Annotated in this window: 23 protein-coding genes; 7 read left to right on the top strand and 16 right to left on the bottom strand. The window is 34.3% G+C overall.

Features of this window, described 5'->3' with window-relative positions; genetic code table 11:
• The first annotated feature begins 201 nt into the window (after positions 1-201).
• Entirely contained in the window at positions 202-933 is a 732-nt protein-coding gene (gene istB / locus H8B04_RS01265) for an IS21-like element helper ATPase IstB (protein WP_190301200.1), read from the top strand.
• Positions 934-992: 59 nt separating this feature from the next.
• Here the strand turns inward: istB and H8B04_RS01260 are convergent, their stop codons facing one another.
• The 13 genes from H8B04_RS01260 to H8B04_RS01200 form a co-directional block, all read right to left on the bottom strand.
• Complete coding sequence (locus tag H8B04_RS01260; RefSeq protein WP_190301199.1) at positions 993-1,280, bottom strand: hypothetical protein; 288 nt, start codon at positions 1,278-1,280, stop codon at positions 993-995.
• A gap of 115 nt (positions 1,281-1,395) precedes the next feature.
• A complete protein-coding gene (locus H8B04_RS01255; RefSeq protein WP_190301198.1) occupies positions 1,396-1,854 on the bottom strand; it encodes a hypothetical protein in 459 nt (152 codons plus the stop codon).
• Positions 1,855-1,858: 4 nt separating this feature from the next.
• Entirely contained in the window at positions 1,859-2,017 is a 159-nt protein-coding gene (locus H8B04_RS01250; RefSeq protein ID WP_190301197.1) for a hypothetical protein, read from the bottom strand.
• Between the two features lie 339 nt (positions 2,018-2,356).
• On the bottom strand, positions 2,357-3,013 hold the full coding sequence (locus tag H8B04_RS01245) for a helix-turn-helix domain-containing protein (RefSeq protein ID WP_190301196.1): 657 nt from the start codon (positions 3,011-3,013) through the stop codon (positions 2,357-2,359).
• 335 nt (positions 3,014-3,348) lie between these two features.
• Entirely contained in the window at positions 3,349-4,818 is a 1,470-nt protein-coding gene (locus tag H8B04_RS01240) for a redoxin domain-containing protein (RefSeq protein WP_190301195.1), read from the bottom strand.
• A gap of 51 nt (positions 4,819-4,869) precedes the next feature.
• Positions 4,870-6,453, bottom strand: coding sequence for a PKD-like family lipoprotein (locus H8B04_RS01235; RefSeq protein WP_190301194.1), 1,584 nt, complete (start codon positions 6,451-6,453; stop codon positions 4,870-4,872).
• Between the two features lie 8 nt (positions 6,454-6,461).
• A complete protein-coding gene (locus H8B04_RS01230; RefSeq protein ID WP_190301193.1) occupies positions 6,462-7,178 on the bottom strand; it encodes a DUF4843 domain-containing protein in 717 nt (238 codons plus the stop codon).
• An 8-nt stretch (positions 7,179-7,186) separates the two neighbouring features.
• Complete coding sequence (locus H8B04_RS01225) at positions 7,187-8,572, bottom strand: RagB/SusD family nutrient uptake outer membrane protein (RefSeq protein WP_190301192.1); 1,386 nt, start codon at positions 8,570-8,572, stop codon at positions 7,187-7,189.
• 33 nt (positions 8,573-8,605) lie between these two features.
• Positions 8,606-11,938, bottom strand: coding sequence for a SusC/RagA family TonB-linked outer membrane protein (locus tag H8B04_RS01220; protein WP_190301191.1), 3,333 nt, complete (start codon positions 11,936-11,938; stop codon positions 8,606-8,608).
• Positions 11,939-12,145: 207 nt separating this feature from the next.
• Entirely contained in the window at positions 12,146-13,114 is a 969-nt protein-coding gene (locus H8B04_RS01215; protein WP_165291993.1) for a FecR family protein, read from the bottom strand.
• Between the two features lie 134 nt (positions 13,115-13,248).
• Positions 13,249-13,824 (bottom strand): RNA polymerase sigma-70 factor, encoded by a 576-nt coding sequence (locus tag H8B04_RS01210; RefSeq protein ID WP_190301190.1) that lies wholly within the window; start codon positions 13,822-13,824, stop codon positions 13,249-13,251.
• A 262-nt stretch (positions 13,825-14,086) separates the two neighbouring features.
• The gene (locus H8B04_RS01205; protein ID WP_165291991.1) at positions 14,087-14,509 is read right to left on the bottom strand and encodes an SH3 domain-containing protein; all 423 of its coding nucleotides are present in this window, start codon (positions 14,507-14,509) and stop codon (positions 14,087-14,089) included.
• 21 nt (positions 14,510-14,530) lie between these two features.
• A complete protein-coding gene (locus tag H8B04_RS01200; protein ID WP_223815195.1) occupies positions 14,531-15,025 on the bottom strand; it encodes a BON domain-containing protein in 495 nt (164 codons plus the stop codon).
• A gap of 271 nt (positions 15,026-15,296) precedes the next feature.
• On the opposite strand from H8B04_RS01200, the gene H8B04_RS01195 reads away from it, so the two are divergent.
• The 5 genes from H8B04_RS01195 (at position 15,297) to H8B04_RS01175 (ending at position 18,385) form a co-directional block, all read left to right on the top strand.
• Entirely contained in the window at positions 15,297-15,722 is a 426-nt protein-coding gene (locus H8B04_RS01195) for a nuclear transport factor 2 family protein (RefSeq protein ID WP_165291989.1), read from the top strand.
• Between the two features lie 257 nt (positions 15,723-15,979).
• A complete protein-coding gene (locus tag H8B04_RS01190; protein WP_165291988.1) occupies positions 15,980-16,402 on the top strand; it encodes a nuclear transport factor 2 family protein in 423 nt (140 codons plus the stop codon).
• Positions 16,403-16,679: 277 nt separating this feature from the next.
• On the top strand, positions 16,680-17,105 hold the full coding sequence (locus tag H8B04_RS01185; RefSeq protein WP_190301189.1) for a nuclear transport factor 2 family protein: 426 nt from the start codon (positions 16,680-16,682) through the stop codon (positions 17,103-17,105).
• Positions 17,106-17,390: 285 nt separating this feature from the next.
• The gene (locus tag H8B04_RS01180) at positions 17,391-17,816 is read left to right on the top strand and encodes a nuclear transport factor 2 family protein (protein ID WP_165291987.1); all 426 of its coding nucleotides are present in this window, start codon (positions 17,391-17,393) and stop codon (positions 17,814-17,816) included.
• A gap of 128 nt (positions 17,817-17,944) precedes the next feature.
• On the top strand, positions 17,945-18,385 hold the full coding sequence (locus H8B04_RS01175) for a KTSC domain-containing protein (protein ID WP_190301188.1): 441 nt from the start codon (positions 17,945-17,947) through the stop codon (positions 18,383-18,385).
• Between the two features lie 192 nt (positions 18,386-18,577).
• Here the strand turns inward: H8B04_RS01175 and H8B04_RS01170 are convergent, their stop codons facing one another.
• Together H8B04_RS01170 and H8B04_RS01165 are read right to left on the bottom strand one after the other, a co-directional pair.
• Positions 18,578-19,564, bottom strand: coding sequence for a YihY/virulence factor BrkB family protein (locus tag H8B04_RS01170; RefSeq protein ID WP_165291985.1), 987 nt, complete (start codon positions 19,562-19,564; stop codon positions 18,578-18,580).
• Between the two features lie 216 nt (positions 19,565-19,780).
• Entirely contained in the window at positions 19,781-21,622 is a 1,842-nt protein-coding gene (locus tag H8B04_RS01165) for a carbon starvation CstA family protein (RefSeq protein WP_190301187.1), read from the bottom strand.
• Positions 21,623-21,877: 255 nt separating this feature from the next.
• Here H8B04_RS01165 and H8B04_RS01160 point away from each other — a divergent pair, with 255 nt between their 5' ends.
• Positions 21,878-23,665, top strand: a complete 1,788-nt coding sequence (locus H8B04_RS01160; RefSeq protein ID WP_190301186.1) for an AMP-dependent synthetase/ligase — start codon at positions 21,878-21,880, stop codon at positions 23,663-23,665.
• 55 nt (positions 23,666-23,720) lie between these two features.
• On the opposite strand, the gene H8B04_RS01155 is transcribed toward H8B04_RS01160, so the two are convergent.
• Complete coding sequence (locus H8B04_RS01155; RefSeq protein ID WP_190301185.1) at positions 23,721-25,649, bottom strand: LTA synthase family protein; 1,929 nt, start codon at positions 25,647-25,649, stop codon at positions 23,721-23,723.

Genomic DNA, 25,649 nt, shown 5'->3' with positions numbered 1-25,649 from the left:
CCCAGATCGTATAGAAAATGCTTGTCGAAGGGGGCTCAAAGGACATCGCTTCAACTATATGATTATTAAAAATATTATTGAAAACAATATGGACTTGTTAGAAAAGGACGGTGATCAGAATCCTCAATATAGCATTCCTCACCATAGCAATATTAGAGGTGCAGATGAATATAAATAACAGAAAATATAAATAAATACATTATGAATATAGATCAAACAATTCAACACCTCAAATTTTTACGACTTGCCGGAATGGCTAAACGTTACGAAGCTGTCGCGTCTTTACCCGTACATGAACAACAAGACATACACGAACTAATTGGCTCAATGGTACATGCTGAGGTAGAGTTTAGGGACCATGGTAGAACACAAAAATATCTTAAAGCTAGTCGATTAAGGTACAATGCACTTCCTGAAGAAATAATCTGTAATAACGAAAGAGGAATTACGCGTGAACAAATCCTGAGGTTATCAGATGGAACTTTTATTACTAGAGGTGAAAATGTCCTTATAACGGGCGCAACTGGCTCAGGCAAAAGCTATTTAGCTTGTGCATTTGGTCGGTCGGCATGTATGCTTGGATATAGAACATTATACTTTTCCATGAATAAATTTATGGATACAGTAACTCAAGCAAGATTAGACGGAACCTATTTAAAGTGGATAAAAACTAGTGCGAACCAAAGGTTACTCATACTTGATGACTTTGGACTAAAGGCTATTGATGCAGACACAAGGTTGGCTTTATTAGATATACTGGAAGACAGATATGGAAATAGCTCCGTAATAATCACCTCTCAATTACCGGTAGAAGCATGGTATGATTTCATTAATGAACCAACGTTGAGTGATGCTATAATGGACAGATTGACAGCTTGTGCCCATAGATTACCTTTGAAAGGAAAATCATTAAGAAAGATAAAAAATAACTAAGTTTGAACTATAAATCCAGTGGCAATAAGTCCAAATTATTGGTTAAAAACTGGTGTACTTTACAGCGGAACAGCTGGTGTACTTTGTTCGGAATAATCACCATTAGCATAGACAATATTGGAATTAGAATAAATTCCATTATCATTTTTCTGAAATGGCTCTAAAGTTTGAATAACAGAATTACTTGTAAAACTTACATTCTTCGGAAAACTTGAAGATTTACTCATATATACCACTGCAGAAGAAAAAACATTAGAAATATGAAGATCGCCTACTGCCTCAACCTTTCCCACATCTTCTGTATTGATTTTGACATTTACTTCTGAAAATTGATGTTTTAAAGTCAATCCTAATTATTTTGCCCTACAGATAATTGAATACCGATTCGTGTATCCAACATTACATCTTTTAGGGAAGAAAGAGACAAGAAAGTCTTGTCCATACTTTCACCACTATTTATATTCATATCAGGAAGCTTGCTTTTTTCTCCGAAAGAATACACAATGAAACTATATTTCTCCGTACTAGATAAGGGATACCATTTCCGGATTCCTGTCCTACCACATAATCTTTACTGACTACAAATTCATTTTTAGAATTAAATACAAGCAAGCGATAGTGCACATCTTTATCAATGGTATGGACAGCTTTTGTATTCAAACTTGTAGTAGCAAATTTATTATTCACATTATTATTTAATCGTAAAATGACATCGATGTCTTTATTCCAGGGAATAATTACTTCTGCTGTATTATTAGAAGAAAGACTACCTAGCTTAGAATTTGAGAAATTAGCATAGGATGCATCTGAAATCTTTACATTCACATAAGCTGTAGCATCTTGCATACTTTCTTTGCTTTTATCACAGGATATGAGCAGAAGAAATATTACAGCTAGAATATGTATAAAATAATTTTTCATTTTATTACCATTCAAATTCTTGCACCATTGATTCTTCCTCCCACGACTCTTGTAAAGGATCATCATTATAGCCTAAGGGAGATACCACTGCTGAGCCTGCTGCAAAAGATAATTCTAATTCAATAACATCCACCTGTACAACAGGAGCAACATATTTTTTCATAACAAAATAAATTTTGTTTAACATTTACAAATGCTGTTCGGATTATTTAATGACTGATTTAAGACGAGAGGTAGGAAACGGACAAATACATCTTAACCCTCTCTCATCTCAATAGACCTTTCTTTTTAAGGTCGTATTTTTATTAGTATCACTCTAAATCGAAACATATAGTATTAAAGCATTTAATATATGTGACAAAATTAGTTGTTTATGCAATTTTAATCATGGTACAAAATAGTTTTTAATGATACTACATAAAAGATGATATAGAGATTACAAATGAATAAAAAGGCTATTTGCTTGGCAAATAACAATTTCTGAAGGTTTCAGGAGAAGTTCCTACGTGTTTTTTGAAATATTTAGAAAAAATTTAGAAAAATTGGTCGCCTCTGAAAAACCTAATTCGTAGCCTATTTCCTGTATGCGTTTCGAAGGATCTGCCAACATACGTTTAGCACAAAAAAAAAGCAATTCGTCTAAAATGGCTTTTGGAGATTTTTGAAAAACAGTTTTAGTGGCTAGCTGTAAAGTACTTTGGGATACATTCAGCTGATCTAAATAATACTGTAAATTGCTATGCTCTTTTAGTTTTTGTGTTAGCAACAATTTATAATTTAGTGCCAATTTATGGTATTTATCGGCATCATCAGGTTGAGCATTTCTGGAGTTGCTGCGTTCGAATAAATAAAGTATGGCAGCTAATACATTTTGTAAAACAAAAGTTTGGAGGTGATCAAATCTATTTCTGCTTTCTAAAAACAAAACGTCCAATAAATGATTGATACTATTCACATTACTAGTATCAGTCTTCAATTTTTTTACATGAGAAAAATTCAATAAGAGCTTAAAATTTTCTATAACTGCATCTTCCTTAACATTCTTCAGTAAAAATTCTTCTGTGAAAGAAACTACAATACATTTTACGTCTGAAAATTCAGTAAACGAATGAAACTGCCCTGGTCCAGCAAAAAAGGCTTCGCCTTTTTTGATCTCCAATTTTTGGTAATTTATATTTAAAATAAGCGTCCCTTCTCTTACAAATAATAGGGCATAGAAATCTAACTTGTATGGTTTTAGTAGAGTCTCACCGCCCAAATACATTAATTCATCAAGATGTATTATACGTAGATTTTGTTATGGAGAATAAAAATTCGAATATTCAAAAATCATAGATATATTATAATAATACAAAATTGTTGTAATTATTTCACTTCTCATAGTATTCTATCCTTAAGAAAATATTTTAACACAATTATGATATAGCTATGCTTTCTAAAACAATAAACCCCAGTTATACAGCTGGGGTTTACAAGTATATAGATAACTGAATGTTAACTTTTCTTCGGTTGTTTAACAGACTCTATCAATTCTTTCATTTCCAATTTGATATAATCAATATCAGATGAAGAACCTGTCAAGGCATATCGAATAATTCCTTCCTTATCCACTATAAATTTTGCAGGAATACCGTTTACCCCCAATTTAGCAGCTAATACTTTACCTGTTTCAGGATCTTTTTGGTCATCATACAATACCTGGAATGGATATTTATTTGTAGAAATGAATTTTGCTACATTCTCTTTATAATTTTTATCGCGTTCCCACGTATTAATGAACAAGAACTGTACATCTTTGTCATTCAAATACAAATCTTGCGCGGCTTTCATGCCAGGGAAAGAACGTATACATGGTTGACACCAAGTCGCCCAAAAATCCAACACCAATACTTTACCTTTAAGACTTGCCAAAGATACTTTCTCACCTTTTAGATTCAATAATTCGAAATCTGGTAAAGCCTGAGATGTAGCATATTGGCCGATATGCTCTTGTATACTTTTCACCACATCTTTATCCAATCGGGCAATGTATGCATCAAAACCTTTGTCAGATCCATTCAAAGCTGTATACAACTCTTTCATATTTGGTTTGTAAGTAAACGTACCTTTTTTGTAGATCAGCTCTAATTGCTGCAAGGCTTCCAAATTTCGACCTGCATTTTGTAACGCTTTAAAATAAGCTGAACTAAAGTTAGAAGCACTATTGGGTGCTAAAGCTATAGCACGTTCTATTAAAGGCAAAACATCCTCATGCTTACCTTGCTTACTGTAAATATCTGCCAATTGAGATACATATCCGGGATAACCTACTGCAGCAAAACCAGAACGATTGTCTTGTTGTTCTTTTGGCAAAGTTATATAGTATTCTGCATCTTCTATTGATTTTTGAATCAAAGGCAATGCCGCAATCGTATCTCCTTGTTGCAAGAAAGTATTTGCTACAGGAATATACCCTTGTGCTCTCCAAAAACGCTCATTCATTTGATCAAGATATTCCAATGCTTTCACTTTATTACCTTCATTCGCGAATGTTCTTGTCAAATCACCTAAAACATAGTCGTATGCAATTTTGATTTCCTCTGTTTTCGGTATAGGCCATTGCTTAATCAATTGTTTCCAGCTTTTCTCTTTAGCTTGTGCAGATTCTTGTTTGTAATACACATTCGTGATGTATTGCGAACGCGCAATTTGGCTTTTCGGGTATTTCTTAGCAACAATATTACGAAGTGAGTCTGAACTATTTTCTCTACCCAAATAATATAAATAATTGCTGATTGTTTCCAAACGGTTTGGATCTTTCGATTTTTTAGTTTCTGTAAGCAATTCTGAAATTAATGCTTCCTTTTGAGCTAACGTTCCATTTTCAGCCACTTCATTTATACGTTTTACATCATGATTTGTTGCTGTTTGTGCAAACAATGATCCTGATGTCAATACCAGCGCAATTGTTAATTTTATATTCATAATCTTATATTTTCAATTTAATATCTAATTGAATCAATAGTAGTCAAGCTATTAATCATACATCGTTTTGATCATCATTTGTGTTACTTTTCCAAAACCTGTAGTGACAGTCGGGTTTTCCATTACGCCTACCCAAGCCGAAACTTGTAATTCCAATAATCCAGAAACAGGATTGATTTCACAATCAATGATTTTACCTTCATTTTTAGCTTCATTCCATACTGCGATCCAAAGGACACGACCACCAGAAGGATAACCGCCTGTAGGTAAAATTTTCATACAAGTCACTTCATCACCAGCTTCTCCTTCCCAGATCAAATTAGAGGTCGTTTGACCAGTAGTATACGAGTAAGAATAAACTTTGTTGCCTGCACCATAAAAAATAGCTGGACCACCTAAGCCGGATTCGAATACTTTGGCATTGGCCAAATCTTGTAATCCGTCCAATGGTTTATAATATCTAGTCAATTTGCCATCGTCTACGACGTCATAGAAACGCGCTACATTCAACATATATTTACCGTTATTTAACTTCATTATCGCTGCTGTTTCGCCACCATTAACCGTATTAATATATACCGGATTACCTTCTACTTTATTGACATTAAATAACACATCAGGAGCTGGTGAATTGAATTGACCAAAGTTTACACCTTTATTATAGAACGGTTGGAATGCACCTTTTGTCTTGTTGAATACGATTTGGTAAGCTGAAATAGCCCCTGTAACTGGTCTGTACGTATTTATCGTCGAAGAACTTAAAAATGGAGATAACTCTCCGCTTTCAATGATGGGATTGGCAAATTTACGATCTCCTGCGATGGAAGCATATAATACATGTAGCTTCCCATTATTAATCAAGAAATCTGTATTATTTAAAGACATGAAACGTTGAGGTTTATAAGTGGTCGGTGCATTATAAAACATACCATTTTCCCAAGTATCCATCACCTGCAAACCTGTAGGTGCTACACGCAAGCCTTGATTTTCCGTAAAGATGTAAAACCATCTGCCTGTATAAGAGTATTCCAACATCACTGGTTTTCCAGTCAATGGAGCTGTTGGGTTACTCTTACTGTATACATTTCTATAAATGTTAGAACCTAGAATCATAGCACGTGGTGATTGCAACACATCTATATCTGTTTTTCCATCTTTCACATACAAACAGAATAAGCCTGAATAATTGTCGTCTGGCAATGGAATAGGCAGGAAACTGGAGAACTGTTTTGAAACAGAAATTCCTGTTACCGTATCACGCACTGTTAAATGCAATTGATATTGATTACCTGGAGTCAAATCCACTAGATAGTCCAATTTCTTCGTGGTACAAATTGTATCTGGAGCAGGATATTGCAAAGAATTACCCACCTGTTCTTGTCTGTATACATAATTCATTACAAACCAGGTATAAGTCAAGTTTTTCTCATTGCCATTTTTGTATTCTACTTTTGGTTCATAAGTGATTTTAGCACCTACATCCCATGTTTTATACAACTCAGGCATCTGCCCGGGAAGAGTATCGATCGTAAGTTCTGGCTCTAAGTCAAAATTATAGGTATAATTTCCTTTATCCTTCATACAAGAATGGAAGAAAGAAATCAATGCGATTAAACATATTATTTTGTTTTTCATAATCCCGATTAAAAAGTTACCAATTGATTATTTTCATCAGTCAATGGATTGCCTGGGTGCGCTGCATTGTACTCTTGCAATGCTTGGATAACCTGCAATCTATAGTTGTTCATTTCTCCCCAAGTCATACCATTTGATTGTCCGTACGTAAAGTCCGCAATTTGTAAGATATCAATGATAAATCGATATTTGGTATCACTGTAATCTTTGAAAAATTCAGTTAAATTATCCCAATTATTAGGTTTCATTAAGATGTCAGACCAAATAATACTCAAATTATTCCAATCAGTAGTGCCTGGCTTTATTTCCTCTCGATCATTTAATGTAATCTTCAATCGAACCGCTTTTTGTGCCAAATCAGCTGTTCTTTTGATTTTGATAGGCAATACTGCAAAGTGTTCGTTTTTGGGAATAACAACTGTCGATGGGATCTCATATTGATTTGCAACAGCGGTAGTACCTTTTGTATCGACAGAAATCCCTACTTTTCGATCAAAATCAGCTACTTTTCCTGTGATATACACTTTGGCTAAAAACTCATAATCCTGTACTACACTCTGGAAGGTAGCAAAACTAAAACGAATAGAATCTGTAGAAAGTGTCCATTCTTTTGGGCCTTCGATTCGACCGTAATCTTCTCCTATCCAGGTATGTGTTTCATTCTTTTTACACGCAAAAAATGCAAATTGTAGGAGTATTATCCCTAAAATATATAATCTATTCATTTCCTTTTTTATCTATTACCGAACTCAATTTCATTATCAGGTAGAGGCAACTTATAGATACTTCTTGGATTGACAGCCGCCCCTGGGATATTTTCCTTATTCAATCTTTTATAGTAATAAAAAAGCTGGCCCTCGCCGATTGTTTCCTTACGGTATTCTTTATAGATTTCATCTTGCACCTGTGCCTCTGTCATATTAGCTGCTTCCAATGGTGTATTTCCCAATGTACCTCTGTGCTCTCGAATTGTATTAAGTCTCTCTACCGCAGCTTCTTTGTCTGTTTTCAATTCTGCTTCCGCTAATATCAAATACATCTCCCCCAAACGTATCAAAGGCAATAAATCTTTATACCTGCTATTTTCGAATTGATAGAATTTGCTGAAATATTGTGTTGACCCAAAGAATTGATAATTATTACGAAAGCGATAATCACCACCATAACCTTTAGAAGTTACTTCAAAAATTTGATCCATCTTTGTTGTTGATATATTTAACAACTGTGAAGCCTTTGCAGATGTAACGAAATATTCGTTAACCACATCATCCAAATCTTTTATGGAGAGGCGGAAGATCGCTTCTGTACTGAATACTTTGTCCCATTCGTACTCATGCTGAGACTCCATAGTCGTATAATGAACCCAATAAAATAGATCGTCTTTCTGCAGCAGTTCTTCTACAGTCGCTTTGGCTTTATCCAAATCACCTTCCCATTGGTATACACGCGCTAAAGTTGCCAGTACCGCATATCTATTGAATCTGTTTTGGTTATTCGAATCAATATTTCCATAAAGTTCTAATGCTTTTAACAAGTCCGTTTTAACTTTTGAAATGACTTCTGCATTTGTACTCATCGGTGTAATAGCATTTGAATATGTACTCACATAAGGAATCCCTGCGATATTTGCACCTCCAGCAGCAGTGGAAGTTCCAAATAACCGCAACAAATCAAAATGCAAAAACGCACGTAATCCCAATGCTTCTGCTTGGTAAATACTAAAATTATCACCTGAGAAAATTGTTGGTGAAACCTTATCAAAATGTTCCAACATGACATTCAAATTCGCAATAGCATTGTATGAATTTGTCCATATAGTTTCAATTTTTGATTTTACATCCGCATTATTGTATTGATATTGCGCTGTAGGATAATAAATATTACCACTATTCAAATCATAATTCTGAGACAAGACCTCTGCAAAGCCAAAGCTCATATTAACACCGTAAAGACTAGACGAGGCCATCTTCGTATATACACCTATCAATTGCTCATTAAAGCCTGACTCCCTTTCAAAATGTTGCGTTGCCAACGCAATAGACGATGGTCTTACGTCAAACCACTTTTCACATGAACTAAGTGTTGCTGTAAGCGCCAATCCCACTAATATCTTTTTCATTAACATATTACTGTTCTTTTATATGTTTAACTGTTAAAAACCTGCTTGAATAGAGAACATGAAAGTACGCGCAAACGGATACTCTGTACCTCTTTCTATATTGATCGATGATAATGTGAATACATCATTCATATAGAAAGTTGTTCTCAAACGCTCCAATCTACTTTTCTTTAAGAATCCAGTATGACGGAAATCATAATATACATTTAGTGTAGCCAATCTTAGGATATTGTTATCCTGCACAAAACGACTTGTAGGTTGTGTGTACGATTCATCTGCTATGGATTTAAATTGGACTACATCACCTGGTTTTGACCAACGGCTACTCATCACACGTGTATCCACATTAGAGTAAATACTTGCATTCTCTACTTTATTTAACAAAGTCGTATTATACAATTGACCTCCATGCTGCCAAGTGAATGTCGTACTAAATCCAACACCTTTATATTCACCATTGATACCGAAGTTGCCCGAATATTTAGGCAATAAATCTCCAATTACCACTTGATTCAGGCTATTCCAGCTATAAGTTTTTGAACCATCCTTATTCAAGAATACTTCACGACCTGTTTCTGGATCAATACCTAATGAAGGAACTGCCCAAATAGCATTCATAGATGCACCTTCTTCATAGCGAACAGCAAGTGAAGTGAGCGAAGCATCATTATTTAAATCATTATCACTTTTTTCATTTTTAGCTTTCAAGGCATTTGCTACTTTGATTAGCTTATTTTCATTAGATGCTACCGAAGCAAATATATTTACAAAACTATTCTCGCTTGGATTGTTGTAAACTTTTGATGTTAAGTAAGCTTCAAAACCTTTGTTTTGGGCCTCCCCTAGATTTGCAACCATCGAAGTGAAACCCATCGATTGTGGTGTAGTCACTGTAGTGATTAACCCTTTTGTCGTCGCTTCATACAATTCAAAACGACCTGATAATACGCCATTTTTGATGGAGAAATCGACACCAAAGTTGTTATCATATTTCTTTTGCCATTGCAAATCAGGATTCGCTAACCCTTGTAAGAATGAACCTATCTTACCATCATATTGGCTGTCTGTGTAATATTTCAGAGTAGATAAGGCATCAAATGTGCTAAAGCCTTGCGTACCGGTAAAACCTGTTGAACCTCTCAATCTCAACATTGATAACCAATCCCATTCTTGTGCAAAACCTTCATTATGAACATTCCAACCTAGACCTGTAGACCAAAAACTTCCCCAACGCTTATCAGCACCGAATTCTGAAGAACCATTCAAACGGTAGTTACCGTCAAATAAATACCTGTTGTCATAAGAATAATTCAATGATCCAATAACACCTAAAGAGCGAATTATAAATTCTTCACCGATAGGTTTTGTTCCATAATAACTTACTGCCGAAGCGATGTGTTTTAAATCTTCACTTGGGAAACCTTCCGCTTGATATCTTTTAGTATCAGAACTAGAATTGGCTAAACTCGCCATAAAGTTGGTAAAGAACTGATGTTTGCCTTTCGAAAAATTATAATCAGCACCTAAGTCCAAATACAATGAATTGTCAACTCCTTCTCCACGTACATAGCGGCCAGCTTTATAAAGATTGTCCGCAGAATACGAGAAGAAATCAGTATGCGAAGCTGGTTTGAAATTATCCGAACCAGTGATATTCTTACGTACACCTAAACGCGAGGTCAATCTTAATTGAGGCTGCACACGATATTCTGCATAGAAATTTTCGGTAATCGTTGTATAATTTGATTTATCCTCTGTACTCACCGATCCATTCCAAAGTGGATTTGCTTGACTACGCAAGCCATATATACCATAACGTTGTAAATTTCCGTACTCATCCACCAATGGTTGATATGGATTCATTAATGCAAACTGATCAAATGTTCCATAAGGAGAGTTAAAACTATTGTTATTATCTATATCCAATTTATTGCGAAATTGGAAGTTGTTCTTACGGTAGATTAAAGTCTGACTTCCACTCAATGTTCTTCTATCCGAACCTTTCATGACCCCTGCTACATTATTATACATCAAATTGACATTATACAATAAGCTTTGATCACCACCATCAAATTGTAAGGAATGACGTTGACTCAGTCCTACACGCAAAGGCTGATTCAACCAATCCGTATTGACGCCAATCTCAATTTTCTTCAAAACTTCAGACAAGGTTTTATCTAAAGCAATTTGTGTCAAGATGCTTCCATCCTGCGCTGTATATAATCCAGCTAAACGTTCAATAGCGATTTTCTCAGTCGCATTAGCTAAACTGTAACTTGTCAAATCTGGTGCTTCGATATTGGCATTTCCATTATAAGAAATTCGCAATTTACCTTGAGTTGGACGTTTCGTTTCTACAACGACTACACCATTACCAGCTTTAACACCGTACATCGCTTTTGCTGTCGCATCTTTCAATAAAGTCACAGATTGCACTTGATTGATGTCCAAATCCAAAATTTTCGTCAGCGTAGTTTCAAAACCATCTAAAATGAATAAGGGCTGATTTGGATTATTTTGCTCACTAGTGATATCCGAGAAGCCAGTTTGACCACGCATTTGAATAGTTGGCGTAGCATTCGGGTTAGAACCAGCAGAAAGATTATCAACTACCATAAATGAGGGATCGATATTCTTCAAACTCGCAATAATATTAGTATTACCAGCTTTGATTAGGTCTTCACCTTTTATGCTCGTTACTGATCCTGTATAAGTATTTGCCGAGCGCGTGAATATCCCCGTTACTACGACATCCTCTATTTCTTTAGCATCGGCTAATTTCAGAACAGTTCGGTAATTTGGTTTTCCATCCAATTTTATAGATTGCGAATCATATCCCATCATACTAAACAACAAAGATGTAGCTCCTTCTGGTACAATTAAAGACCAATGACCGTGCTGGTCGGTAGCTGTGGATAGTTTGATAGTATTGGTATTTTTGAATGTACCCTTTATCTCAATGGTTACACCAGGAATTGGAGTCCCTGATTCATTCACGACTATACCACTAATATCTCTTTGCTGAGATTTAAATGCAGTTCTTGTTTCTTTTAAGGATAAAACAACATTTTTACCACTTTGCTCAAATTCCAAAGATGTTCCTACTAATAGCTCATCTAATATTTCTGAAACAGTACCCTGTTTTGTAGGAACTGAAACATTTGCAAACTGAGCAACCACCTTAGATGGATAAAAAAAGTATAATCCTGACTTTTCGCTCAGATCCTGTAAAGCCATCTTTAGAGATACTTGCGTATAATTTACTTCTACTTTGGTGGTATATACATTTTGACCATACGAAGAGGGTAACGCTAATACATTAAATGTAACTGCAGACAATGCTGCACAGATCAATTTGACCTTCATAAGAAATTTGAAGTTGGGACGTTTATGCAAGGAAGCAAGCAGGTAGTACTTACCTTTTGCAAAAAACCATATTTTTTGCATTATTTGTAATAGGGTTTAATTAAACAAAATAATTGATACTCAACGACTCCCTTTTGACTTCCTACGGCGAAGGGAGTTTGTTTTTTAAGGATTCTATCTTAATTGGTATAGTTTTTTCATTTCTTTTTATTTAGTGTTAATGTTTTTGTGATTTATATTAATTTCATATGTATTATTAGATATTTTACTGTACGAACTACTACTAGTTCTACATAGAATAGACAAGATTTCGTCTATATTTTGAATGCCTAAGAAAGTTCCTGAAAGTTGATATTGTTCCAATTCAGCCTGCGGAAAACTTATTTTAACATCATACCGCTGTTCTAATTTTTTAGCAATCTGAGAAAATGTCCACCCATCGAAATCTAAATTTGTATCCTCCCACTCAAAATTATTTTCCAATACAATCGGCTTCTCTTCTTGTATGTTTTGGGTTGGATGGTAAATTAACTTACGATTCTCAGTTAGGACTGCGAGTTCTCTTTCTTCATTTTCAACTCTTACTTTACCTCTATTCACGAAGACTTCTATCTCACTTTCATTAATAGATTTTATTGTAAAAGCTGTACCCAAAACTGTAGTTTTTACCTTTCCCGTTTGAATAGTAAAAGGTTGATTATTCTTATGTTTTATATCAAAATAGCCTTCCCCTGTCAATTCCACCTTACGTTCCTTTCCAACAAATTCTTCAGGAAAAATTAATTCACTTCCTGGTTTTAGAATTACAATAGAACTATCGGGCAGTAAAATGAATTTATTTTCAATTGCCTTCGCAGGCAATGCTTTCGTAATTAAATTAGCCTTGGAATCATTTGCTGTACGTAAAAGTTGATAAGAAAAAATAGACAGTCCTAGTAGTAGAGATGCTGCAACACTATACCAAATTCTTTTTTGTTTTAATCTTCTAGATGATGAAGTTTTATTTAGTATTGCCGAAAAAATTCTCTCTCTTACTTCCGACTCTTCCTCACTTTCCCACATGATTTCTTCACTTCCTGTGTGCATGTACCATTCATTCAACTGCTCAATTTCGTCTGCTGAAGCCTCTCCAGATAGATATTTTTCAATTAATATATATTTTTCTTTCTCTCCCATAGGTATCGTTCTAAAGTATAGTACCACAATGGTAAGTGTACCCCTATATCAGAAAGGAGAAAAAGTTCACAAATCTAAAAATTAATTACTATTTAATCTATAAAATAAGTATACTATTATTAGAAATAAAAAAATTACGACAGGAGTAGCAATATGACAAGTATGCCAACTCTTTGCAGATTATATTTCAATACTTTTAATGCTCGGGTAATATGTGCTTCAACGGATTTTTCTGAAATAGCAAGATTTTGAGAAATCTCTTTGTTTGTTAAATATGATTCACGACTTAATTTGAATACTAAACGACATTTATTAGGTAATTTTTCGATCACACCTTCCAAATATTCTTTTAAAAACTTTGATTCAATAATTTCATCTGCTATATAAGCATCGGAAATAGAGATGGAGTTCTCAATTTCAGCATGTCTCTTATTTCTGTGAATCGATTTAAAAGTGCTGAATTTTACCGCTGTCGCCAAATAAGCTTCAAGAGAAGCTACATGAAGATTACAGCGCCTATTCCATAACGAGATAAACACCTCTTGAACAACCTCTTCTGCAAGTGTTTTATCTTTTAAATTGGAGTATGCAATAGCCAAAAGTCTTTTCCAATACCTATTATAAATTGTAGTGAATGCACTTTCATCTCCTTCACATAAAGCAGCAAGCAACATTTGGTCAGAATAAGATGCACATTTAGGAATTGACATTATTATAAATAATTAATTGTACCAAATTCGGAAAAAAAATAATATTTACAAAAAAAATAGCTTTTTCTTAATATTTTACAAGTAATAATGTAATAACTTTAATATTTCATCGATAAAATATAGATTAATTTGGTTTTACTGAATTTTATCTGCTTTTTCTAACCATTTATATATCAACAGACTAATAATAATGAATAAAAATAAAAAAGCGGATCTTCAACGATTAGAAGATCCGCTTTGGATATTATAAAGAACGTTATTTTTATCCTACAGGTTCGAGATACTGTGCATAACAATATCCCTCTTCCCCATCCTGGGTGCGTACCAACCACCATTGATCATTAGCGCGGCTAATTAAAATAATAATTTCGTCTTTAGCAGCTTTGCCTACAATCGGTTGATCAGTTCCTGGTCCTTTACGAATATTCAGATTGGAGTTTTGTGTAATGACACGTGCACGACTACCTTCTACGGCAGTAGAGACATCTACATGCATCACAACATCGCCCGACAGAAAATTAGGATCTAACTGATTATAAACATCCCAAAGTTTGTTTTTTACATCTGCATTTGGTGCAGTACCTCGAATATGTAGCACTCCTTCTTGTTCTACTACTTGAAGATCTTGAATATTAGATGCCTCAGCAATATCGATTAATGCTTGGTATTTAGTTGTTAAAGCCATCTTCTTTAATTTTTAATGTGATTATTTAATCTCAATAGCTGCTATATCCACTTTTTTAGGAGACAAGGCATCAAGCGATTGTTTCAATACTTGTACACGTGATTGTTCTAGCGTGCCAGTTACGGTAATGATTCCATCTTTCACCGTCGCTTTTACTGTTGGGAAATCTTTAGTAGCATCCACTACTTTAGCTGCAAGATCTGCATCATCCGTATTTATTTCTACTGTGGGTGCATTTACTGTAATATTATTAACTACTGATTTGATATTTTTGCTGTCTACAGCTTTTGCAGAATTTTCAATAGCTTCGCGCTCCGCTTCACTATTTACTGTTCCCGATAAGGTTACGACTCCTTCTTTTACATCTACAGTAACACCTGGCGTACTGGTTACAATACTTTCAATCCTAGATTTCAAATCCGCATCTGACACCTTAGATTTACAAGAAACTGTAGCAATAGCCAAACTGCATGAGATAGCTAATACAGAGATTACATTTTTTAATGTCATAGTCATAGTGTGCTTGTTATAGTTAAGTGTATAGAAAATAAATATACAGAGGAATAACAATCGCTCGCTAACTTTGGTTTTAACTAACTTTCAGATTGAGGACGAAATTCTACATTTCATTCCTTGACGGTAAAATCGTTCACCGAAAACACTAAACTATTAACCGATTTTTATCCCCTATTAATCTAATTACTATTCAATTAAGGACAGTCCTCTATTAATTTTGAATCATCAAAGCAATCAAAAATTATAAAACAGCAATTAATCAATATCTACTATGAAAAAGACATTATCAACTATCGCAACAGCATTCTTAATGATCGTATCATTAAGTTCATTTGCTAACGTAAACATTAATCCACTCAAAGAAAAGGATAGTAAAGCCATCATGGTGACTTACGTAGAAGCAATCGTATTAGGTTCGGACGTGTATAATAAGTATTTATTTACCGAAGATTTCGAATATCAAAATACGGCTAACAATGACAAATTCTCGAGAAAACAATATCTCAAATTTTTAAAAGATACCAGAGGTCTAAAATTTGACTGCCAAACAGATTATCAAATCTTGGATGAGGTTGGTAAATCCTGTGTAGCTAAAGCAACGATGAAATTCGAAAATTTTACACGCGTGGATTATATCACAATGCAGAAAACGAAAGATGGCTGGAAAGTAAATAAAGTAGTGACTACTTATCCTTAGTAAATGGTGTTTTTTGTTTAATATGGAGCCTGCAATAATGCAGGCTTTTTTATTTCTGCACATCGCAAAACGACAAACCACTTATCAAGTGAGAGTAAATATCATTTAAATATTTTCACCGAATCATTTCGCCTCTTTACCGAAAACTAGCCCTCATTGGTCTAAAACGCATTCTCTTATCTGGCGTATCAGCCTAACTTTGGAGTATCAAAAGAAAATAAAGCAAAATATTATACAACAATAAACAAATAACAGCCATGAAAAAGACATTATCAACTATCGCAACAGCATTTTTAATGATTGTATCATTAAGTTCATTCGCAGCAGCTATTAATCCATTAAAAGACAAAGACAGCAAAACCATCATGACTACTTATGTAGAAGCTATTGTTTCGGGAACTGATCAATTCAATAAATTTTTGTTTGCTAAAGACTTTGAATATAAAAGCACTTCAAATAATAGTAAGTATAACAGAAGTCAATACCTACAACATTTAAAAGCAACAAAAGGTCTGAAATTCGATTGCGAAACCGATTACCAAATCTTGGATGAAACAGGTAACTCTTGTGTAGCTAAAGCCATTATGAAATTTGACAACTTTACTCGTGTTGATTTTATCACCTTAAATAAAACAGAAGATGGCTGGAAAATCAGCAAAGTAGAAACAACATACCCATAAAAAATCGCGTTCTTTATTTACAATCCAAGGTCTACAGTTTTGTAGGCCTTTTTTGTTGTCAAGGAACTTCAGATTTTCCAACAGGAAAATTTCAGCAATAAATCACAAATCGAAAACTACGGTTAAAATATTCACCGACTTGTTATCTTCATTCACCGAAAAACTCCCTCTATTCATCTAAAACGAATTCTCCAGCCTCGATTTACTTCCTACCTTTGGCGTATCAAAAGAAAAGATAACAACAATTTAGTTTTAAAAATATTAATCAATAACAACCATGAAAAAGACATTATCAACTATCGCAACAGCATTATTAATGATCGTATCATTAAGCTCTTTTGCAGCTCCTAATGCTAATCCATTGAAGAATATGAATTCTAAAGCGATCTTGATCACTTATGTAAAAGCGACTACTTTGGGTTCGGATATCTACAATAAATATTTGTTGACAGAAGATTTTGAAAACAGCAATACTTCGAACAATGATTCGTTTAATAAAAAAGCATACTTGAAATTTTTGAAAGATAACAAAGGTCTAAAGTTCAACGCGGAGACTTCGTACGAAATCTTAGATGAGACTGGTAAAACTTGTATCGCAAAAGCGACAAGCACTTTCGAGAATTTCACAAGAGTCGACCACATCACTTTAAACAAAACCAACGATGGTTGGAAAGTGAGTAAAGTCGTAACGACATACCCGTAATATACTGGTAGTTTTTGTTTAGTAATTGGCTTGCATCCCCGCAAGCCTTTTTTTGTTTTAAAAGTTTCCCTTTAAATATCTCTTTAAAAAGTCTAATCGAAATTTATTGCAATTCAACAAACATAAACGGTAAACATTTTCACCGATTTGTAATACTCATTCACCGAAAAACTACCTCTATTCATCTAAAACGTATTCTCCAGCCTCGATTTACTCCCTACCTTTGGAGTATCAAAAGAAAAGATAATAACAATTAAGTTTTAAAAATATTAATCAATAACAACCATGAAAAAGACATTATCAACTATCGCAACAGCATTATTAATGATTGTATCATTAAGCTCTTTTGCAGCTCCTAATGCTAATCCATTGAAGAATATGAATTCTAAAGCAATCTTAATCACTTATGTAGAAGCGACTACTTTGGGTTCGGATATCTACAACAAATATTTGTTGACAGAAGATTTTGAATATAGCAATACATCGAACAATGATTCGTTTAATAAAAAAGCATACTTGAAATTTTTGAAAGATAACAAAGGTCTAAAGTTCAACGCGGAGACTTCGTACGAAATCTTAGATGAGACTGGTAAAACTTGTATCGCAAAAGCGACAAGCACTTTCGAGAATTTCACAAGAGTCGACCACATCACTTTAAACAAGACCAACGATGGTTGGAAAGTGAGTAAAGTCGTAACGACATACCCGTAATATACTGGTAGTTTTTGTTTAGTAATTGGCTTGCATCCCCCGCAAGCCTTTTTTGTTTTTAAGACTATCAATAAATTGTTTTTCAGCATACTTATAAAAATTCAGATTATTAACCTTACCTTTGCGCCATGAAAAAAATAGCGGACTACAGAAAACTTCTTGACGTGGATAATAAAGCAGATTTGAGCACTTTAAAATCACGTTATCGCCAAATAATGAAAGAATGCCACCCTGATCGTTTTGTAAATAATGAGGAAGGATTAAGAGCCGCTGAAGAAAAAAGCAAAGAAATGATCGAAGCTTATCATTTTTTAGTTAGCATTTGTCCCGAAACATTAGAAAATCAATTACCAATATATAGGAATACGATTGAATCTTCAGCTATAGCTGATTTTGATTGGAAAGGTCACATATTGAGTATCACATTTGCGGATGGTAGCAAGTATGAATATTTCAATGTAACAAAAAACGAATATATTAAATTGATAAATGCAGATTCACCTGCCAGACACGCTAAACGTCATATTTATCCAAAATATGCCTATCGCAATGTGTTAAAAACGGCTTAACACAAAAGTTCTAATAATATAGACATGCCCTAAATATAGACATATATTTGGGGCATGTTTATTATCTCTTTTTTAGGTTTTAATACCAGAACTTAAAATCCTTATTCACAAAATTTTTTAACAATAAGGTCATAGGTATTAGGTTTCCTTAAAAGTTTCCAAATATGTTGGTTATCAGGTAATTTTTTAAGTTTAAGTTTTATCAATTACCACCTCTTCTTGTGTTAATGGTGCTGGTGGAATTTCAGATACATTTCGCTCAATTTCTTTGGTTTCTACATGTACCGCATATTCTGAAGGTTCAATGGATATCCCTTTATAACAAGCATATTCTCTGGTAAATACAGCTCCAAAATATAAGATTGCAGCAGTATAATATACCCAAAGTAAGATTAATACAATAGATCCGGCTGCTCCATAGGTAGATTCGGTTCCAGAAGTTTGTAGATAAAACCCAATCAATAATCGACCTACCACAAATAATGCTGCTGTAAAAATTGCTCCTGCACGAACAGTGCGCCATTTAATATTTACATCTGGCAATACTTTAAAAATAACAGAAAAGAGGATGAATATAATTCCAAACGTGATTAGAAAATTTATTCCATCAAATAAAAAGACCGTGATATCTGGAAAATAACGTTGTAAATTATCGGTAAATGCGAGTACAATTCCGTTGATAACTAAAGTAACAACCAATAAGAATCCTAGTCCAATTATTAACGAAGATGAAAGTAATCTATCTTTAATCAATTTCAACCAACCTTTCTTCGGCTTTGCACGCACATGCCATATTCTATTAATTGAATTTTGAATATCACCAAAAACAGTTGTAGCCCCAATCAATAAAGTCACCCCACTGATTATCAAAGCCATGGTACTCTTACCCGATAATTCTAGATTTTTTATAATTGCCTGAATCTGACTTGCTGCACTTGCTCCGACTAAACCATTCAATTCACCAAAGAGTCTTCCTTTGACGGCATCTTCACCATAAAAAAGACTGGCCAGAGTAATCATTAAAACTAATATTGGTCCAATCGAAAAAACGGTATAATAGGCTAAAGAAGCGCTATATTTCAAGCTGTCTTCGTTTAAGAATCCATTAACCGTATTTTTTAAGATAGTGAATGTCTTTTTGAAAAAACTTTGTTTTGGTTTGCTGCTTTCTGTTTCCATAATTTGTGTTTCTGATGTCGATATTCTAACATTTCACAGCAACTATTGTTTTCTTTTATTCCAATTCAATCGAATTAATAAAAACTTTATTTTGTGGCATAGTGTTTGTATTCAACATAATACGCTTATTTTGAGATTACAATAATCGTTTTATTACAACATACTTCCAGCCCACTGACACCTCAAATGTTGGTGGGTTTCCATTTTAAGATCTAGTTAACGTTCTACTAACTCTTTTACTTCCTCTCCATAAGAATCCACTAGGGTTGTTTTTATTTTAATGAGACTATTCCATTTTCTGAAAGCACCTATAAATACTATAAGCATCAAAAACATGGCAAGAATAGCTAATCCTGCTAGAAGATGTTGATTATTCGGAATATAAATATTTACTACTTGAGAATAACCTGCCCAAAAAGTTATGATAGCCATAAATACTCCAGGAATTGCAGTACAGAGCGCATATTTCCCTCTATTCATACGAATTAGCATCGTAGTACAAACTATAAGACCACAGGCTGCTAAAAGTTGATTACTAATACCAAACAACGGCCAAATGCTGCTTACATTTCCTGTAAAAACTAAATAACCCCAAGCAAAGGTGAATAATGCACTACTGATAATAATCCCAGGTATCCAATTTTTATTTTTAAAAGAAGGAATAACACCACCTAACATTTCTTGTAAAAAGAAACGTCCCACACGTGTACCCGCATCAATTGCTGTTAGAATAAACACCGCTTCGAACATAATTGCAAAATTGTACCAATAAGCCACCACATCATTCATAAAAGGTATTTTATCAAATATATGTGCCATCCCCACTGCCAGAGAAACTGCTCCGCCGGTTCTACCGTGTAAGTCAATTCCAATTCTTTCAATAAAATGATCTAAATCTACTGTCACTAATTCAGGATGTGCAGCCATAAAACTTTCATATGCTGATGTTGGTGTATTGATAGCGAAATAATCGCCAGGCATTAATGTACATGCTGCAATCAAAGCCATTAATGCTACAAATCCTTCGACTAACATTGCGCCGTATCCTACAAATAAAATATCACGCTCTTTGGACAACATTTTGGGAGTTGTACCAGTAGCAATGATAGCATGAAAACCAGAAATCGCGCCACAGGCAATAACTATAAAAATAAAGGGCAATACCGGACCACCAATTACAGGACCACCTCCATAGATAAAATCCGTCAATGCAGGCATTTGAATAGTTGGCTGAACAAAAATAATCCCAACAGCTAGCATCAGAATAGTTCCAATTTTCAAATAAGTTGACAAATAATCTCTTGGAACTAACAATAACCACATAGGCAAGACAGAAGCAAAAAATCCATAAACTGCTATAGCTATAGAAATCGTCTGAATATCCCAATGAAAGAGATTGGAAATCGTTTCATATTGCATCAAATTATGTCCACCAATAATACCCACAATTAGAAGTATTCCACCTAAAATACTAGCAAAGGTGACTGAATCTTTGCGATAGCGCATGATCAAGCCCATAATAATGGCGATTGGCATGGTGATTATTACGGTAAATAAGGACCAAGAAGCTTCGTGCATAGCACTTATACAAGCCAAAGAAAGGCCTGCCAAAGTTAATATCAATATGAATAATACGGCTATTCCAGCAATAAAACCTGTAGTTTTACCAATCTCTTTAGATGCAATGGAGGCTAAACTTTCCCCCTTGTGACGCACCGAAGCAAACAATACAATCATATCATGTACTCCTCCAGCTAAGACACAGCCTATTAAAATCCATAATGCTCCTGGAAGATAACCAAATTGAGCTGCCAATACGGGTCCTACTAATGGTCCTGCTGCTGCGATCGCCGCAAAATGATGTCCGAATAACACATTACGATTCGTGGAAATATAATCATGACCATCGGAGAATTCAACAGCGGGAGTGGAAATATTATTATTCAAACGTAAGACCTTATTTGCCATAAAAAGACCATATATTCTATAAGCTATAGCGAATAATAATATCGCAACGAAAATTAGTGTGATTGCATTGATACCATTTAATGATTCCATTGGTTTTATTTTATTTGGTTACCTGAGCAAATATAAAAATATATTAATAAATATGATTTAATTTTTAAATTATTTTAAATACTAATGCTTTTAGGAATAGTTAACTATTTATACTTATTTCAAATAACACTATTAGATTTTCAGAAAATTTTATTTTTGTACCTTCGCAAACTTTAAGCGTACTCAAAACGTTGTACCACATAATGCATTTAATGCAGTCGCCTGATATTAAATGCATTGATATTATTGAAAAATATGGAACAAGAACGACAAGACTTAAGATTGTTTGATTTAGCGCGTAGACAGCTAGATTTATATCCCAACCTTTCTATTTTCTCCCACAAAAAAAACGACGAATGGAAGGAGATCAAAACATCAGAGTTTTTGGCTGAAGTTGACGCCATTTCCAAAGGACTAATAGAACTAGGTGTTAAACCTAATGAAAAAGTAGGATTAATTGCTGACAGCAGTATAGAATGGCACATGATGGACTTTGCCATTCAACAAGCTGGTGCTGTCTGTGTGGCGATGTATCCCAATATTACCGATACAGATTATCAATATATCTTCAACGATGCTGAAATCAAACTTTGTGTTGTAAGCAACAAGAATCTATATAATCGTATCATCAAATTACAAGAATCACTTTATACTTTGAAATATGTTTTTTGTATTGCAGAAGTTCCCGATTCACGTAATTGGAAAGAAATAGTAGAGTTGGGCAAAAATATAAAGGATGAAACCCTACAACAACGCAGAGATGCGGTGAAGCCAAGCGATTTAGCAACATTAATTTATACTTCTGGTACAACAGGTAAACCAAAAGGTGTAATGTTAACGCATAACAATATCATGTTCAATGTGATGGCTGCGCGCGAAATCACCCCCCTACAAGCTTATACACGTGCCTTAACATTCTTGCCTCCTTGTCATGCTTATGAGAGAATGGTGATTTATACGTATATGTATATTGGTATAACCACATATATTGCAGAATCATTAGATAAGATAGGTAACAACATTAAAGAAGTGAAACCGCACATCATGACTGCTGTTCCTCGTATTCTTGAAAAGGTATACGAGAAAATCATGAAAACAGGACATGATCTTTCTGGTTCTAAAAGAAAAATCTTTGATTGGGCGGTTAGTGTAGGCGAAGCTTATGATCCAAATCCTGAAAATAGATCTTTCGCTTATAATTTGAAACTAAAACTTGCGAAAAAATTAGTTTTAGATAAATGGTATGAAGCATTAGGAGGACATTTAGTTACTGTAGCTTCGGGATCGGCTTCTTTACAAAACAAATTAGCGCGTATTTTCTTAGCGGCAGGTATTCCACTTTACGAAGGATATGGAATGACTGAAGCGTCACCATTGATTTCTGTAAATCACTATGAAAAAGGTATTCGCGTAGGAACAGTAGGTTTGCCCGTAAAATATGTTGAAGTTAAATTATCTGAAGATGGTGAGATTTTAGTAAAAGGTCCAAACGTAATGCAAGGCTATTACAAAAATCCAGAAGAGACAGCTAAAACTATTATCGACGGATGGTTGCATACGGGTGATATTGCGGTATATGAGGAAGGAAAGTTTATTAAGATTATCGACCGTAAAAAAGAGATGTTCAAAATCTCTGGTGGTAAATATGTAATACCTCAACCTATTGAGAAAAAATTGGTAGAATCGTATTTCATTGAGCAAGCCATGGTCATTGGTGATGGTCAGAAATTTGCATCTGCTTTTATTGTTCCGAACTATGCACACTTAGCAGATTGGAGCAAATCAAGTGCGCCAGAACTTATTGGTATGAAAAAAGATGAATTCTTGAGTCATCCTACGATTATAAAGAAGATAAACAGCGAAGTAAGGTTAGCAAACCAACATTTCGGAAATTGGGAGCAAATCAAAAAACCTATCATTCTTCATAATGAATTTACAATAGATGGTGGTGAACTTACTCCTACCCTTAAGATGAAACGCAAAGTTATCTTAGAGAAATATAAAAATGAATTCAACGATTTATATAAATCAAACGAAGAATAAAAAAAGTCAGGCTCGAAAAATCGAGCCTGACTTTTTTTAAGATATTTTCTAGCGTTTAATCAACTGTCAACTTATTGTGAATCATACAATGATTATAACGCTGAATAAAAGCTTTCAATGTATTTTCCAATGAATCCTTTAAGGACGTATTATAAATTAAATCCCGTTTAAGGAATTTATCCTCTTTGAGATTAAAGATAGAGGTAACTTTCTCTCCATCGTGCGTCATGTAATAATCATGCTGAAATAGATTATACACACCGCCAATATTACTGACCACAAAGTTATCTTTATTCTCTTCGAAAGCATCAAAACCAAAAGAAAAATAAGGTTTTGGATAATGCAGATAGTTTAACACCGTCGGAAGAATATCAATTTGCTGAACCATTTTATCCGATATACCTTTGAGATTGCTTCCAGGCTGATAAAAAATTATAGGAATAGCAAAAGAATTCGGAGCCGTTTGATATTCTGGCAAGTAACTCATAGTTGCATGATCCGCGCAAATCACAAACAATGTATTTTTAAACCAAGGTGCTTTAGAAGCTTTTGCAAAAAACTCTTTCAAAGCATAATCTGTGTAACCGAGAGGCTCATGAATTTCTAAGGTTCCTTTCGGAAATTTACCTTTATATTTTTCGGGAACTTTGAATGGATGATGTGAGGATAAAGAGAAAAATCCAGCAAAAAAAGGCTGTGGTAACTCATTCATTTTGTCTCCCATGAACTGCATAAACGGTTCATCCCAAATACCCCAAATACCATCAAAATCTGCATCATTATTGTATTCATTCTTTCCGTAATAATGTTTTATACCTGCTAATTGGGTATATGCCGAAAAGCCCATACTACCATTTGGTGCACCATGAAAAAATGCTGTTTCATATCCTTCATCACCTAATAATTTCGCCATACTCGTCGTTTTATTTCCCGAATAAATTGACAATACAAATGGTTCTCCTACAGATGGAATACCTGTGATTACAGAAGGTAATGCATCGATAGATTTACGACCATTTGCATACGTACGCGTAAACGTATAAGATTCGCCAATTAAAGAATCCAAAAATGGTGTATAACCTTTATAGGTCCCGTTATTGATATCCTTATTTAATGCGCCTATATGTTCTTTCCCAAAACTCTCTAAAATCAACAGCACAACATTGAGCTTCTTGAATTCAGAAGAATCTTTTGGCTGGTGAATGACAGTATATTTTGCATTTAATTCCTCTTCCGAGAAGTAATTTACTTCTTTTAAAGAAACCGCTTTTAATGTTTTCAATATACTGAAAGGTGTATTCAACACAATGTTCATTTCTTCCGGATTTTTCACATAATCACCAGCATTGCTCAACGTGATAGGACGGGTACTATGTGCCCATCCACCACGCACACCACCAATAAACAGGAAAATAATAAATAGAAAAGAAGCGAATTGAACGGTATAAAACAACCAATTTATCTTATCCGTTCTTACCAATTTTATTCGATCATAAGCTTTAGCCAAAAGCCAAACTAAAAGCACAAATAAGACCAACAAATACCAATAACCTATTAGAAAATCAATTGTCAATTTTAGTAGGTTTTCTTCATTAGCGAACTGCCCAAACACAGTTCCTGTTGTACGTTTAAGCGTAAAGGGATAATACGCAAAATCCACTAAATTCAAGGCTATACCAATAGAATTCGTTATCACGAAAACCCATTTGCAGACCTTCTGATAAGTAATATTATATTTAAATGGAAAAGGTAAACTCTGAAGTAAGATATAAAGGATATTGAAATACAAAATGGCTACTACATCAAATTTGACACCACCTACTAACATGGTTGCCAATTCATGACTGCTCACATGAGGAAATAAAGCCTTATTAAAACCGTAGAACCCCAATCTTAGAATGGCATAAACAAGTAGAAGGAAAACAAACTGAATAAACAATAAAAGCAACGTATTAAAATAGCCCTTCAATTGTATGTATTTCAT

This window comes from Sphingobacterium litopenaei (assembly GCF_014692495.1).
GTDB classification, from domain to species: Bacteria; Bacteroidota; Bacteroidia; order Sphingobacteriales; family Sphingobacteriaceae; genus Sphingobacterium; species Sphingobacterium litopenaei.
This window is presented reverse-complemented; position numbering and strand designations above follow the sequence as displayed.